Source organism: Klebsiella sp. M041, assembly GCF_059759695.1.
This window is the reverse complement of the sequence record NZ_JCAXWU010000030.1, coordinates 17,382-29,842: the sequence shown is the minus strand read 5'-3', so window position 1 is coordinate 29,842 and position 12,461 is coordinate 17,382. Positions and strand designations below refer to the sequence as shown.

The 12,461-nt window shown below is 49.5% G+C and carries 17 protein-coding genes, 1 tRNA gene and 1 pseudogene; 18 read left to right on the top strand and 1 reads right to left on the bottom strand.

Going from position 1 to position 12,461, the window contains the following annotated elements:
- Positions 1-97 precede the first annotated feature (97 nt).
- The 8 genes and pseudogenes from AC6CWS_RS24710 to AC6CWS_RS24675 all read left to right on the top strand — a co-directional run bounded on the left by AC6CWS_RS24710 (position 98) and on the right by AC6CWS_RS24675 (position 4,416).
- Positions 98-361 (top strand): hypothetical protein, encoded by a 264-nt coding sequence (locus AC6CWS_RS24710; protein ID WP_498256451.1) that lies wholly within the window; start codon positions 98-100, stop codon positions 359-361.
- A 553-nt stretch (positions 362-914) separates the two neighbouring features.
- Positions 915-1,082: a hypothetical protein gene (locus AC6CWS_RS24705; protein ID WP_162921945.1), complete on the top strand. Its 168-nt coding sequence runs from the start codon at positions 915-917 to the stop codon at positions 1,080-1,082.
- A gap of 145 nt (positions 1,083-1,227) precedes the next feature.
- Entirely contained in the window at positions 1,228-1,536 is a 309-nt protein-coding gene (locus AC6CWS_RS24700; protein ID WP_323109564.1) for a Ref family recombination enhancement nuclease, read from the top strand.
- Positions 1,529-2,167: pseudogene (locus AC6CWS_RS24695) on the top strand (phage N-6-adenine-methyltransferase); the annotation flags it as partial. The gene AC6CWS_RS24700 and the pseudogene AC6CWS_RS24695, both read left to right, overlap by 8 nt.
- A 17-nt stretch (positions 2,168-2,184) precedes the next feature.
- The gene (locus AC6CWS_RS24690; protein WP_323109565.1) at positions 2,185-2,763 is read left to right on the top strand and encodes a DUF1133 family protein; all 579 of its coding nucleotides are present in this window, start codon (positions 2,185-2,187) and stop codon (positions 2,761-2,763) included.
- 169 nt (positions 2,764-2,932) lie between these two features.
- Positions 2,933-3,008: transfer RNA gene (locus AC6CWS_RS24685), tRNA-Thr, on the top strand.
- A gap of 410 nt (positions 3,009-3,418) precedes the next feature.
- Positions 3,419-4,264 (top strand): TAXI family TRAP transporter solute-binding subunit, encoded by an 846-nt coding sequence (locus tag AC6CWS_RS24680; protein WP_170915793.1) that lies wholly within the window; start codon positions 3,419-3,421, stop codon positions 4,262-4,264.
- Between the two features lie 2 nt (positions 4,265-4,266).
- Positions 4,267-4,416, top strand: a complete 150-nt coding sequence (locus AC6CWS_RS24675; RefSeq protein WP_032692691.1) for a hypothetical protein — start codon at positions 4,267-4,269, stop codon at positions 4,414-4,416.
- A gap of 37 nt (positions 4,417-4,453) precedes the next feature.
- On the opposite strand, the gene AC6CWS_RS24670 is transcribed toward AC6CWS_RS24675, so the two are convergent.
- A complete protein-coding gene (locus AC6CWS_RS24670; RefSeq protein ID WP_048334541.1) occupies positions 4,454-4,573 on the bottom strand; it encodes a small membrane protein in 120 nt (39 codons plus the stop codon).
- Between the two features lie 711 nt (positions 4,574-5,284).
- Here AC6CWS_RS24670 and AC6CWS_RS24665 point away from each other — a divergent pair.
- From AC6CWS_RS24665 to AC6CWS_RS24620, 10 genes are all read left to right on the top strand, one after another.
- A complete protein-coding gene (locus AC6CWS_RS24665) occupies positions 5,285-5,554 on the top strand; it encodes an HP1 family phage holin (RefSeq protein ID WP_012542609.1) in 270 nt (89 codons plus the stop codon).
- Positions 5,526-6,029, top strand: a complete 504-nt coding sequence (locus AC6CWS_RS24660) for a lysozyme (RefSeq protein ID WP_136070792.1) — start codon at positions 5,526-5,528, stop codon at positions 6,027-6,029. The genes AC6CWS_RS24665 and AC6CWS_RS24660 overlap by 29 nt, the downstream gene beginning before the upstream one ends.
- Positions 6,026-6,376, top strand: a complete 351-nt coding sequence (locus AC6CWS_RS24655; RefSeq protein WP_023317652.1) for a hypothetical protein — start codon at positions 6,026-6,028, stop codon at positions 6,374-6,376. The genes AC6CWS_RS24660 and AC6CWS_RS24655 overlap by 4 nt, the downstream gene beginning before the upstream one ends.
- 904 nt (positions 6,377-7,280) lie before the next feature.
- The gene (locus tag AC6CWS_RS24650; RefSeq protein WP_323109566.1) at positions 7,281-7,526 is read left to right on the top strand and encodes a DUF2560 family protein; all 246 of its coding nucleotides are present in this window, start codon (positions 7,281-7,283) and stop codon (positions 7,524-7,526) included.
- A gap of 128 nt (positions 7,527-7,654) precedes the next feature.
- The gene (locus AC6CWS_RS24645; RefSeq protein ID WP_004244013.1) at positions 7,655-7,840 is read left to right on the top strand and encodes a hypothetical protein; all 186 of its coding nucleotides are present in this window, start codon (positions 7,655-7,657) and stop codon (positions 7,838-7,840) included.
- 112 nt (positions 7,841-7,952) lie between these two features.
- Positions 7,953-8,357, top strand: coding sequence for a DUF2513 domain-containing protein (locus AC6CWS_RS24640; protein WP_032428851.1), 405 nt, complete (start codon positions 7,953-7,955; stop codon positions 8,355-8,357).
- A gap of 101 nt (positions 8,358-8,458) precedes the next feature.
- Complete coding sequence (locus tag AC6CWS_RS24635) at positions 8,459-8,800, top strand: HNH endonuclease (protein ID WP_023317650.1); 342 nt, start codon at positions 8,459-8,461, stop codon at positions 8,798-8,800.
- A 181-nt stretch (positions 8,801-8,981) separates the two neighbouring features.
- Complete coding sequence (locus AC6CWS_RS24630) at positions 8,982-9,446, top strand: phage terminase small subunit P27 family (RefSeq protein WP_004177162.1); 465 nt, start codon at positions 8,982-8,984, stop codon at positions 9,444-9,446.
- Positions 9,400-11,142, top strand: coding sequence for a terminase large subunit (locus AC6CWS_RS24625; RefSeq protein ID WP_004177157.1), 1,743 nt, complete (start codon positions 9,400-9,402; stop codon positions 11,140-11,142). Before AC6CWS_RS24630 ends, AC6CWS_RS24625 begins: the two co-directional genes overlap by 47 nt.
- A complete protein-coding gene (locus AC6CWS_RS24620) occupies positions 11,142-12,449 on the top strand; it encodes a phage portal protein (protein WP_064157511.1) in 1,308 nt (435 codons plus the stop codon). Before AC6CWS_RS24625 ends, AC6CWS_RS24620 begins: the two co-directional genes overlap by 1 nt.
- The last annotated feature ends 12 nt before the right edge of the window (positions 12,450-12,461 follow it).

Here is a 12,461-nt window from a genome sequence, read left to right as displayed (position 1 = left end):
GCGCTGAACAAAATGACGAAAGCAGGTATGCCTGAAAGCGTGCGTATTGCCTGAAAACACAACCCGCTACGGGGGAGACTTACCCGAAATCTGATTTATTCAACAAAGCCAGAAACCGGCCTTCACTGAGCTATATCAGACCGGCGTACTGACTCGCATAGCCGCCGTAAAAAGTCCTGATGGCGGCGGCTGGCGATTGTTCGGCTTATGGCGGGGTAAAGATATAGCCGTGTTTGTGGAGGCTGCTCGCGGAGGGATTCGCGAGTGGTCTGGGCTCGACTATCTTGCCAACTTCTGCGGGAGCTGTGGCATTAGCCTGTGGGAAGTTCACAACAAGGTCGCCGAAAAATCCCCTCAATGAGACCCCGCTTCGGCGGGTTTGTTTAATCATAAGAGAATCTTGAACATTTCTATTCCTTATGTGAGTAAATAGGGGGTTGCACGCTATACAAAATATGCATCACCCATTCTTATAGTTTTTTATGCTGTATAGTACAGAATTGTAATCGTTAAGCTCTGAAGTTACATGAAGACCTTTAGTTAGGTTAAATAGGGGGTTGCGCACAACACAAAATGTGCATTCTTTGTCGCGGTAGTGTTTTCTGCTACTCAATTTTTCCTGTAATTAATTAAATCCTGAAATTGGCTAAATTCTTTTATCTGAGTGAAATAGGGGGTTGCGCCAGAGAAAAAATGTGAATGACTTTTTTATATTTTTTTTCTTTCATTTAAGATATTGAATTTATTTATTTTTATATTTTTGTTTTCATTCACCCCTTCCCGTGAAAATAGGGTCTTGATGGGCGATTTAAATATGTCATTGTATTCCAGAACGTCGCGAGTTCATTTTTAGCCATCCCTGTACAGGAAAAGCAAAAACCAATATTTATGGAATAATCACAAGGTGCTAACTAATGAGTGAGAAAGAGATTATTGAAGCAATTCGCATTCTGGGGCGTTATGTCGTTGATAGTCTGCCAGGGGGGATTTTTGTTCTTACCCCATTAGAGGATGGGGAAATCATAAATACCGAGGAATCTCACAAGCAATGCAAAAGCTTCTTCCGGAAGAAGAAAAGCTGATTTATACTAATCACTTCGGCTGAACACCGAACCTATCGCGCCATCACCGGAGAAAAGTGATGACGCAAAAACGCAGTAATTCCATTCAACGCCGTGCCTCCGTGCGCGGTGTTTTTGCTTGTCTGTCGCACCAGGGCGGTGCGATATGAGCAAATCCAAAACCAAGGCTGAAAAGCTCCATCTGAGCCGCGTAGCTGCGCTGGGTTGCATCGTATGCCGGAACCTCAACTACGGCGAATCGCCTGCTGAAATCCATCACTGCAGCTCTAGTACTGGCTTGTCTGTCCGCGCTGATAACTTCCATGTCATTCCGCTATGCCATGCCCATCACCGTACTGGTGGCTACGGCGTTGCTATTCATGCTGGCCGTAAGTCATGGGAAGAAAAGTTCGGTACTGAGGCTGAGTTACTGAGTCAGGTACTCCAGGAGTTAGGGGAGAGCGTGAATGACTAATTTTTACTGTGAGGCCCTTACGGCGCTGCGTTCAGCACCCCATCATTATTTAAAAGAAGTCGGCGACCAGTGGCGGACTCCGGATCTGCTTTTCTGGGGCATTAACGCGATGTATGGCCCGTTGATGCTGGACCTGTTCGCAGACGACAGCAACGCAACATGTCCAGTCTGGTACACGGCAGAAGATAACGCGCTGACACAGGACTGGTCGGAAATGCTTTCCTCAATCGGTGGTGCAGCTTACGGAAACCCACCTTACAGCCGCTCTCAGTACCACGAAAAGCAAGCCATCACTGGCATGACGCACATCATGAATTACGCCGCTGCGCAACGAGAGAAGGGCGGTCGTTATGTCTTCCTGGTGAAGTCAGCCACAAGCGAAACGTGGTGGCCGGAAGATGCGGATCACGTCTGCTTTATTCGTGGGCGAATTGGTTTCGATCTGCCCGAGTGGTTTAAGCCAGCCGACGACAAACAAAGGCCGACCAGTGCGTTTTTCGCTGGCGCCATTGTCGTGTTTGATAAGTCATGGGCCGGCGAGCGGTTTAGTTACATCAGTAGATCGGTTCTTGAAGCAAAGGGCCGCGCATTTATGTCACTGGCGCAGTTTGCTGCTGGCCAGAGCAATACCAAAAATGAGGTGAATGTATGATCAACCCTTCTGAAGTTGGTAAGTCAGGTGAAATGATTCGCCTCCGTACGCTGGAAAGCATCTGGATACAGGGAAAGCTGCGCATGTGGGGCCGCTGGTCTTACATCGGCGGCGGTAGTGGCGGCAATATGTTTAACCAGTTACTGGCTTCCGGGAAAGTCACTAAAACAGCCATCAACGAAGCATTACGCCGGATGAAGAAGTCTGGCATCTCGAAGCCAGAGCTTGAGGCGTTTTTTCGTGAAATACTCGCGGGGAAAAACAAAAGCGGCCTGGCCTTCTGTACAGACGATGAAGGACTGCTGATTGATAAGGTACTGGGGGCAGTCCTTATTACGGGTGGTCACAAAGAGCTATATCACCTGCTGGTGGAGCATTACCGGTTACGCAAGAGCAAACGCCGCATAGCGGAAGAGCTCTATGAAAAGCATCCCGACTGGTGCTTTATGACCTGCAGGCGAAGAGTTGATGCATGGATAAGTTTGGCAGAATCGATGCTATACGCACCAATGTGTGACGCATTCGGCACAAATGGCGACAGATTTTACTTGCAAAGTGAGCCAGAAACTGCTTGAATTGTGATAGGCTCGGGACGTTAAAGCGAACTGAGCAGCAAAAAAAAATTAAAGGCCCAAGGCTAACCCCCTTGGGCTTTGTCGTTTCTGCACTCCGGTCAGGGCTCTTGGGTAGAGACGTGCTGCACGACACGTTGAAACCCGCCGCGCAAGAGCCCTGAACCAGATTGCTGGTTTAGCTCAGCAGGTAGAGCACCTGCCTTGTAAGCAGGGTGTCGGCGGTTCGATTCCGTCAACCAGCACCAGAACGGCAGCGGGGCCAGCGTCTGAAGCGAATCCCGATCACAATGCGTAACTTACATGTCCCAGCTGCGCGCAAAGTGACTTTAAAGCAGGGTCACAATTTGGATCTGCGCAAACTAATGTTGAGCGCTCCGTACCAGTAAGCGGAACAAAGCACGATTGTGGTGAAAGAACATATCGGTTAATCCCGGCCCATAAAGCAGCGATAAAAATTTGTCGATTGGCTTTAAGTGAGAGTTGGGCGCTCACCACCACACAACCATAGGCTCGCATTTGCGGGCCTTTTTTATATCTGCGCCCCGCCCGGCGCATAAACCTGCAGAGCTTTTCGGGGTGAGCCTTTGGAATGGTCGTGTGACTGTTCTGCAGGGCGGCCACTCCGGGCGAAGGCTCACCTCAAAAGGAAAGTCACATGAAAAAGTTAATCATGGCCGCAATCGTGGTCGCTTCGCTATGCCTGAGTAACGCCGCTTCGGCTGCTGGAGTTGTCATTACTACCGGCCAGCAAGGGCTTACCTACAATGCGGTGTACGGCGTGAACCTCGCCAGCGCCCTGAGTGAGTATGGCTATAGCTCCACAGTGATCCCCAGCAAAGGCTCGCTGGACAATCTCGACAAGGTGGCCAGCGGTACCGCGCAGATCGGTTTCACCCAAGCTGATGCTTTCCAGTTCTGGCGCAGTCGGCACAGCAACGAAGCGCAGAAGGTGGACATTATCGGCGAACTGGCTGATGAATGCGTTTTTGTCGCGGTGAAGAAGGGCGGCAAGATCAGCGACGAAGGGGATTTAAAGGCGGGTGTGAAAATCGCAGTTGGTGAGCCAACCAGCGGATCGTATGCATCCTGGCAATATCTGCAGGGACTGGAAAAGGATTATGCCAAAGTTGAGACCTACGCCAAAGGCGGTGTGCGCTCGCTGGCGAAAGTCACCACTGGCGAGTATGACGCCTTCCTCTGGGTCTCTGCGCCTGACAGGTCGAATAAGTTTCTGGAGGCGGTTAATCAGGAAGGTAGCGGCCTGACGATGATTGACATGAACGGCTGGCACGTAGACGATAAGTTGCCGAACGGGAAGCCGGTGTACGAGATGAAAAAGGCGGTTACCGAATCCGGCTGGCTGAGTGATTCGAAGGTGAAGGTTCCCTGCACTAAGACGCTGGTGGTCGCCAATACCGATGCCGGTGATGACATGCTGGAAACGGCCTCGACTGTCCTGCTGAAAAACCTGAGCCGGGTACTCGGCACCAACGGTAAGTAATCATGCTGCGCAGGCTGTGTTTCTGGGCGCTGTTTGTCGTTCTACTGTTCGTAGCCTGGCGGGTGGCTGGCATGCTGATGGATCTGGTTCTGCTGGTGGTTATCGTCGGGGCGCTGGCGGTGTGCTGGCCAATCAGAATAAAAAGAGGCTGACGGGCTCAGCCTCTTTAAGATAAAGATCAGCGCATGATCAATACCGCTTCTTAAAAGTATTTTTAAGCTTTTTCCTGTCCTTGGTGTAAGAAACGAAAGAAAGTACAGCGACTATAAAAAGAACTACCGCCAGTGCTAAAATGAGTAAATTTGCCATGCAGGTGTAATCCCTTGAAATGTATGTGGACATTTTTGTTTTTTTGTGGGGAGGATTCTATGGTGAGGGTAAGAAAAATCCTAATCAATAGTTTTGGTAAATTTATAATTTTAGATGATTTTTTATTGTTGTTATTGAAATTATATTTCATGCATTGATTATGCATAATCCGACTGATTATTGAATCTTAAGGAAGAAGTTAGCGCACTGGTATCGCAGCATGTTGACTAAGTGAATGTTGCATAGCTAATGCATGCGCGTGGTGAATCCCCCTATGCGGAGGGGCGTAACCTCAGCTACCGGAGATAAGCTTCCACCCTTTTCTGATTAGCATGGTTAATGCGAGTTAAGGTGTTTAACCAAAGACTCACCGGGAGGCACCCGGCACCACAGCCAATATAAAAATGATGATAGCCGGAAGGCCCACTCGGTGGGCCTTTTCTTTGGGCGAAAATAAGCCCGCTTAGAGATGGTTAAATCAGCGGGCGCATTAAGGTGACATGCAAAAGTTGGACACCTGATGGTTCAGCTCAGGTAGCGCGATAATATCACTGCTTTTAAAGAAGTAAATCCGAATCACAGGGCTGCCAACAGGCGGCTCTTTCTGTTTTGGTCGCCAGAACGTCACTCACTTTGTGCTTTGTCGTAAATTCATCTGGTGGCCATTCCCCACTTCACACAGCGCCATCCGTCATCAACGGAGGTGAGGTTATGACAAAAATGAGCACCATTTACAGCAGACTTTCATACGGCACCGGGACCGCACTGACGGGCTGCGGTGTCTCAGCAAAGGCGTATGCCGGGGCAGTTAAGGCAGAGGTATGGATTTTGGCCGACAAAATAGCGGGGATGACCCTGAGTGACTGGGCAATTATTGTCGGTATCGCCTGCACCATTACCACCTGTGGGGTGAACTGGTACTACCGGCGGAAAGAACGCGAGGATCGGCTCAATGGCTATGACACCAAAACTGAGGAATAGCGTTATCGCTGCCATCGGCGGTGGCGCCATAGCCATTGCTTCTGCGCTCATCACAGGCCCGACTGGTAACGATGGTCTTGAAGGTGTGCGATATGTTCCCTATCAGGATGTGGTAGGCGTCTGGACTGTCTGCTATGGCCATACTGGCAAAGACATCATGCTCGGCAAGAAGTACACCGAGGCTGAATGCCGTGCGCTGCTCAGCAAAGACCTGAACACCGTCGCCCGCCAGATTAACCCATACATCCAGAAGCCGATCCCCGAAACAATGCGGGGGGCTCTTTACTCATTCGCGTATAACGTTGGTGCTGGCAACTTCCAGGCCTCCACGCTGCTGCGCAAAATCAACCAGGGCGACCAGAAAGGTGCATGTGATCAGCTGCGCCGCTGGACCTATGCCAAGGGTAAGCAGTGGAAAGGACTTATTACCCGGAGGGAAATTGAGCGTGAAGTGTGTTTATGGGAGCAAAGATGAGTCGCTTAACCGCCGTTATCATCGCAATAGCAATCCTGCTAATGTTCTGTGCCATTTCATGGCGTATGGGATGGAGTTCCCACGCTGATCACATCAATGCTCAGGCTGCGAAGAAGAGAGAGAAGGCCGAGAATGCCATTAAGCCTGTAGAGGAAAAGGCCGCGACTGCTAACGAAGCGGGTAAGGTCATCTACAAAACAATAACCCGCGACGTGGTGAAATATGTTCAGTCTCCGAATCGTACTGTGTGTAGGTTTGATGATGCTGCTGTGCAGTTGCGTCAGCGTGCCATCGATGCTGCCAACTCCATCCCCGGATTTGATGAGTCCGCCGTGCAAAGCAAGTGACGCAGGGAATGACAGCGATGAAGATTTACAGTCTGATGTAGACACCGCTCAATGCCTGCGCCAGCTCCGTTTGGATAAGTATCGCTGGCAGGCGTACTATCGGGCGGTGAGTAAGTAACAGGCATAGCACATGAAATAAGTGGCCTTAAGTGAACAAAAAATCTGAAAACAAGACATTCAAGCTTTCAGCATCGAAATGTTTGTATCTAATTCAGCGGATGTCATGCACTATAGGATCTCAAACCACTCTTAACTAAGTAGCCACTCATGACAGTAAACTTACTACCACAACTACCATGCGGTTATCGTTACGGCATTGAGCGCTCGATCCGGCCCCAGACTGGTGCGGAATTTTTTCCGCCACAAGGGTGTGTTATCAAATCTGTTAACTTTGGGGATGGTGTGGTTATTTGTGTGCCCATCCAATGGTACATTAAACAATTAGATTTATGGGTCACTGTCTAAGGAACCATCGAATAATATGTTAGTTACTGGTGACTAACGGATCATTGCGCTAAAAAAATAAGCACAGACGTCTGTTGTTCTGGTTAATGTTCTTGAGAATCGCGAATTACTAGTCTAATAAGCTATTCATCCATTTAAATGATATCGATGGCTGAAATGAAGCTATCCTCACGTTACCACTGCCAGCCAACACCGAAACGGCAGAGGTCATTTAGCAAGCAGAAAATCTCTCCCGGGTGGCTCCTGAGAGATTTTAGGTTTCTAACTGGTACCAACCAAAGGTCGCATTTTTTATGCGACCTTTTTTATTGTGCGTAACAGGCATCCGTAAGGAAACCGTTCAGCTTGTACACACGGCAAAGATAAATGCAAAAGCATCACAGAGGCTATTTTGTCGAATGGCTTCGATAATACTCCCCACATCGCACAGAGGTAAGACATGTCAGAGATCACTGCATCCGAGCAAATCCGCCTGGATATAATCAAGAAAGTTAATTATGACACCGCAGCGGCCAAGCTGGCCATTGACTGGGTAGGCGACAGCTATCTGAAGTCTGAGCTATTCGCTGACTCTTTCGATCGTGTTTTCACGGAAAGTGAGATTGTCTCGAAGACCCGTAAGGCAATCCAGGAAGCGGCCGAAGCGCTGGCGCTGTTTGATACTGCCGCTGAGAAGGTCAGCTAAGGCATTACAGCAGGCATTCATCGAGTGCCTGTGATAATGTTAAAGCTCCTGTATAAGGGGCAGTTGTATGATGTCATGCAACGAAGCAACCAAGCTATGGAAAGTCCGGGTAATGGTTTGGAGTGAATGTGACGTTTAGCAGCGGTGGTATAAATGGCTACTTTTTCCTGTTGCTTAGTATGTGGCCAGTGCTAATGGTTTTATTCCTGGGATTGTCTCCTGCATTTTACGGTGTGTTAATGCCTAAAACGGCAATTGCTTGTCTGGTGATCGCTGCAGCCTTTGGCATTGGTGGGTGGTTCTATGGATTGTGATCTAAGTAACATTTGGTCAGGTTATAAACTGGTATCTGACCGCATTACAGCAGGCACTCGTTGAGCGTCTGTGATAATGCTAAATTACTCATCCAAAATGGTGGGGGTTAGCGTGAAAATTGACCATGAGTACCTAAAAGGATTGCTGGTGGCTTTCGAGGAATCAGATAGACCAGTAACCAATATTCGTGAATTAAAAGAGAAAGGCTTTGATTACAATGTCGATCAATTTGTATTCCATATGAGACTACTGGATGACCGAGGCCTAATAAGTCAACCTGACGGAGGATTCGGCTTTGGTTTGCAAGTCTCTGTTGATGGATTTTATTCTTGGGCTGTTATTCCGCTCCGGCTAACGGCTGAAGGGCATGACTTCCTTGAAGCAATAAGGAATAAAGAAGTCTGGTCAACGCTTAAGACGGGTTTCAAAGATGCCAGCATCGGAACCCTCGTGACAGTATCGAAAGAATTGTTCAATCGGGCATTAGCTAAACAGCTCGATAAGTATTTTGAGTAGAAAATTAATTGTCTGAAGGCCGCTTTCGAGCGGCTTTTTTAATGGACTTAGCCAAAGGCCAGGTGAAGATAGAATGGTCACCTAAGCAATAGGGCCAGAACATGAACAAAGAGCCCCGCATTTACGGCAGCAAGTGGGACCGTGAGCGTCTTATCTTCCTTCGCGCAAACCCCTTATGCGTCATGTGCCAGGAGCAAGGCAGGGTGACAGCGGCAACGGTGGTTGACCATATCATCCCGCACAAACTGAAAGAGGCTCTGCGCTCTGGTGACAGCCAGGCAATCGCGAAGGCGCAAAAGCTTTTCTGGAGCCGGAAGAACTGGCAAGGGCTGTGTAAGCAGCACCACGACTCAACGAAGCAGCGAATGGAGAAGCGTGGCACCGTGATCGGCTGCGATGAAAACGGGATGCCACTGGACCCGGCTTCTCATTGGTTTAAGTGATAACCATTATCAATATACCTCAAAAGTGATTGTCATTTTAAATCATTATCATTCAAATTATATCGATTCTCATTTGAGGGGAGGGGCGGGTCAAAAGTTCAAAATCTCGAACCCAAATGACCGCCGCCAGTCCTTTTTGTGCACAACCGCGAAATGAAAAGTTTTTTTCCGGGAGGTTCCGATGGCAGGACGACGCCCGAAACCGACCCACCTCAAAGTGGTTACCGGCAACCCGGGCAAACGCAAACTTAACGACAAAGAACCATCGCCAGCGCGAGAAATACCAAGCCCTCCAGAGCACCTCACTGACTGGGGAAAGGTGGCGTGGGGGAAGCTGACCGTGCTGCTGGATGGCATGGGCATTTTAACCATTGCCGATACGCTGGCGCTCGAACGACTCTGCGATATTTACGCCGACATTCTGCAGCTTCGCCTGACTATTGCTGACGAGGGGCGAACTTACACCGTGCAGACCGAGGGCGGTTTTTTGATTAAGGCTAACCCGGCAGTAGCAATGTTGGCGGATGCTGATCGACGTTTTAAAAGTTACCTGGTTGAATTCGGTCTGACTCCGGCCGCCAGAACGAAGGTGAAAGTGGATGGTGGAGAAAAAGAAGAAGACCCGCTCAACCAGTTCTTCGGTTGATCCCGCCACGCAATACGCGCGGGATGTAGACTCCGGCAAAGAAATCGCCGGGCCTGACATCAGGAATGCCTGTAAGCGACATCTCAAAGATTTGGAATCCTGCCATGCTCGCGGGTTGGTATGGGATGTTGCAGCGGCGCAGCGAGCCATCGACTTTTTTGCCAAGGTACTGAAGCTCAACGGTGGTGAGCATGAAGGTAAACCCTTCAACCTGCTACCGTGGCAGTGCTTTATTGTAGGGTCGATATTCGGCTGGAAGAACTCGGATGGTTATCGTAGATTTCGCATGGTGTACGTTGAATCTGGTAAGGGTTCCGGCAAATCACCACTGGCTGGCGGAGTGGGGCTTTACTGTCTAACAGCAGATAAGGAGCCTCGTGCCGAGATATATGCAGCAGCAACGAAAAAAGACCAGGCCATGATCCTTTTTCGTGATGCTGTCGCGATGGTGGATCAGTCCCCTGCGTTAGCACAGCGAATAAATAAATCAGGCGGTGCCGGGAAAGAGTGGAACCTTGCATTTCTTCAGACAGGCTCATTTTTCCGGCCTATCAGTTCGGATGATGGGCAGTCAGGGCCACGCCCACACTGTGCACTGATTGACGAAATTCACGAGCACAAAAACAACCAGGTTGTGGAAATGATGCGCGCCGGGACGAAAGGTCGTCGCCAGGCGTTGATTTTCATGATCACTAACAGCGGCCACGACAAAACCAGCGTCTGCTACGACTATCACGAGTATGGGCGTAAAGTTGCCGAAGGCTCGATTGAGGATGACAGTTTCTTTTCTTTCATTTGCTCCCTGGACGAAGGAGAAGACCCATTCAAGGACGAGTCCTGCTGGAAAAAAGCAAACCCCTCTCTTGGTCATACTTTTACCGATCGCTACCTGCGTGAGCAGGTTACTCAGGCTCGGGGGATGCCGTCGAAGGAAAGCATTGTTCGGCGGTTAAACTTCTGTCAGTGGGTGGATGCCGATAACCCATGGATGAGTAGCGATGTGTGGATGGGGTGCGAAGAGGACTTTGACCTGCAGGAGCTGCAGGGAGAAGAATGTTATGGCGGCCTGGACCTTTCAGGAACTCGCGACCTTACGTCTCTGGCGCTCTTTTTCCCTAAAAAAAGAAAGCTGCTGGTGGAGTTCTGGACACCAAAAGATACTTTGCTGGATAGAGCGAAAACAGATCGCGTACCTTACGACGCATGGGAACGGGGAGGCCATATTCATACCACTCCCGGAAAGGCGGTGAAATATGGCTTTGTTGCTGAGCGCATTGCTGATCTTTCCATGTTGTTCGATATCAAGGCGATCGCCTTCGACCAGTACCGCATAAAATATCTTGAGCCGGAATTAGAGAGCGCTTCTGTATCAGTACCGCTGATACCTCACGGGCAGGGATACTACAAGGCGCAGGATTCCGGACTGTGGATGCCTCATTCCATCGAACTTTTTGAACAGATGCTCGATGATGGCGTAATCATTATTAAAACAAACCCCTGCCTCCGATGGAACGCTGCTTCCGCCGTAACCGAAGCCGACCAAAAAGAAAACCGCATATTCGCCAAGAAAAAGAGTACTGGTCGAATAGATGGTGTGGTTGCGTCGGCGATGGCAATTGGTGCTGCAGAAGGTTATGAGCCTGATGATGGCGATATAGAGGGCTTTTTTGACGATCCGATCATAGTGGGTATCTGATGGCTAAGAATAAACAGCAACCAGGGCGCGTTAAGAGCGCTCTTTTAAACTGGCTTGGTGTTCCCATAAGCCTGACGACCGGTGAATTCTGGCGGGAGTGGTACGGAACCAGCAGTAGCGGAAAAGTGGTTACCGCTGACAAAGTTATCCGGCTTTCTGCTGTCTGGGCGTGCGTAAGACTCTTAAGTGAGTCAGTTTCCACGCTTCCGCTTAAAATTTACGAGCGGCAGGCTGATGGATCGCGAAAGCTGGCCCAGAACAATCCCGCCTACCAGATATTATGCAGGCGTCCTAACCCGGAAATGACCCCTTCCCGTTTCATGTTGATGATTGTGGCCAGTATTTGCCTGCGTGGTAATGCATTTGTCGAGAAGCTATATATCGGCAGCAAATTGGTTTCGCTGGTGCCGTTACTTCCGCAGAATATGGTTGTAAAGCGACTCGATAGCAGGAAGTTACAGTATACATACACGGAAAATAGCGTTAAGCGGATCATTCCAGTAGACCGGATGATGCATATCCGCGGATTTGGTCTTGATGGTGTGTGCGGGATGATGCCGACAATGGCCGGGGTTGACGTTTTCGGCGCTGCTATGTCGGTTGATGAAGCCGCGGCAAAAATCTTCGAAAATGGCCTGCAAAGTACCGGTTTCCTGTCTTCAAAAACGGCGCTTAATAAGGAACAGCGAGAAAGATTGCGTCAAAACCTTCAGTCTTTTATTGGTTCTAAAAACGCCGGGAAACTGATGGTTCTGGAAAATGAACTGACTTACCAGAATGTCACTATGAACCCGGAGGCCGCGCAACTCCTTGAAAGCCGTTCATTCAGTATTGAGGAAATTTGTCGCTGGTTTCGCGTACCGCCATTTATGGTCGGCCATACGACAAAACAATCCAGCTGGGCTTCGAGTCTTGAAGGGATGAACATGCTGTTCCTGACTCATACCCTGCGTCCGCTCCTGGTCAATATTGAGCAGGAAATATCGCGTTGTCTTCTGAACAGTGATGAGGACTTGTTTGCTGAGTTCTCCGTTGAAGGGCTTCTGCGCGCCGATAGCGCTGGTCGTGCTGCTTACTATACCAGCGCACTGCAGAATGGCTGGATGTCTCGCAATGACGTTCGCCGTCTTGAGAACATGCCGCCGATAGAAGGGGGCGATATTTACACCGTTCAGCTCAACCTGACGCAACTGAAAAATCTCGAAAGCAGCAACCCTGCCGTTCAGGCGCTGGCTTTGCGAGAGCTGCATAACCACGTATTCCCCGACATTTCCTTTGAACAATCTCCGCTGAAACAGGCCGCTTAGGAGCACTTTCCT

Bases quoted from the DNA above. Each gene is read 5' to 3' on its own strand.
- AC6CWS_RS24705 (WP_162921945.1), top strand. From the start codon at position 915: ATGAGTGAGAAAGAGATTATTGAAGCAATTCGCATTCTGGGGCGTTAT.
- AC6CWS_RS24700 (WP_323109564.1), top strand. From the start codon at position 1,228: ATGAGCAAATCCAAAACCAAGGCTGAAAAGCTCCATCTGAGCCGCGTA.
- AC6CWS_RS24690 (WP_323109565.1), top strand. From the start codon at position 2,185: ATGATCAACCCTTCTGAAGTTGGTAAGTCAGGTGAAATGATTCGCCTC.
- AC6CWS_RS24680 (WP_170915793.1), top strand. From the start codon at position 3,419: ATGAAAAAGTTAATCATGGCCGCAATCGTGGTCGCTTCGCTATGCCTG.
- AC6CWS_RS24675 (WP_032692691.1), top strand. From the start codon at position 4,267: ATGCTGCGCAGGCTGTGTTTCTGGGCGCTGTTTGTCGTTCTACTGTTC.
- AC6CWS_RS24670 (WP_048334541.1), bottom strand. From the start codon at position 4,573: ATGGCAAATTTACTCATTTTAGCACTGGCGGTAGTTCTTTTTATAGTC.
- AC6CWS_RS24665 (WP_012542609.1), top strand. From the start codon at position 5,285: ATGACAAAAATGAGCACCATTTACAGCAGACTTTCATACGGCACCGGG.
- AC6CWS_RS24660 (WP_136070792.1), top strand. From the start codon at position 5,526: ATGGCTATGACACCAAAACTGAGGAATAGCGTTATCGCTGCCATCGGC.
- AC6CWS_RS24655 (WP_023317652.1), top strand. From the start codon at position 6,026: ATGAGTCGCTTAACCGCCGTTATCATCGCAATAGCAATCCTGCTAATG.
- AC6CWS_RS24650 (WP_323109566.1), top strand. From the start codon at position 7,281: ATGTCAGAGATCACTGCATCCGAGCAAATCCGCCTGGATATAATCAAG.
- AC6CWS_RS24635 (WP_023317650.1), top strand. From the start codon at position 8,459: ATGAACAAAGAGCCCCGCATTTACGGCAGCAAGTGGGACCGTGAGCGT.
- AC6CWS_RS24630 (WP_004177162.1), top strand. From the start codon at position 8,982: ATGGCAGGACGACGCCCGAAACCGACCCACCTCAAAGTGGTTACCGGC.
- AC6CWS_RS24625 (WP_004177157.1), top strand. From the start codon at position 9,400: ATGGTGGAGAAAAAGAAGAAGACCCGCTCAACCAGTTCTTCGGTTGAT.
- AC6CWS_RS24620 (WP_064157511.1), top strand. From the start codon at position 11,142: ATGGCTAAGAATAAACAGCAACCAGGGCGCGTTAAGAGCGCTCTTTTA.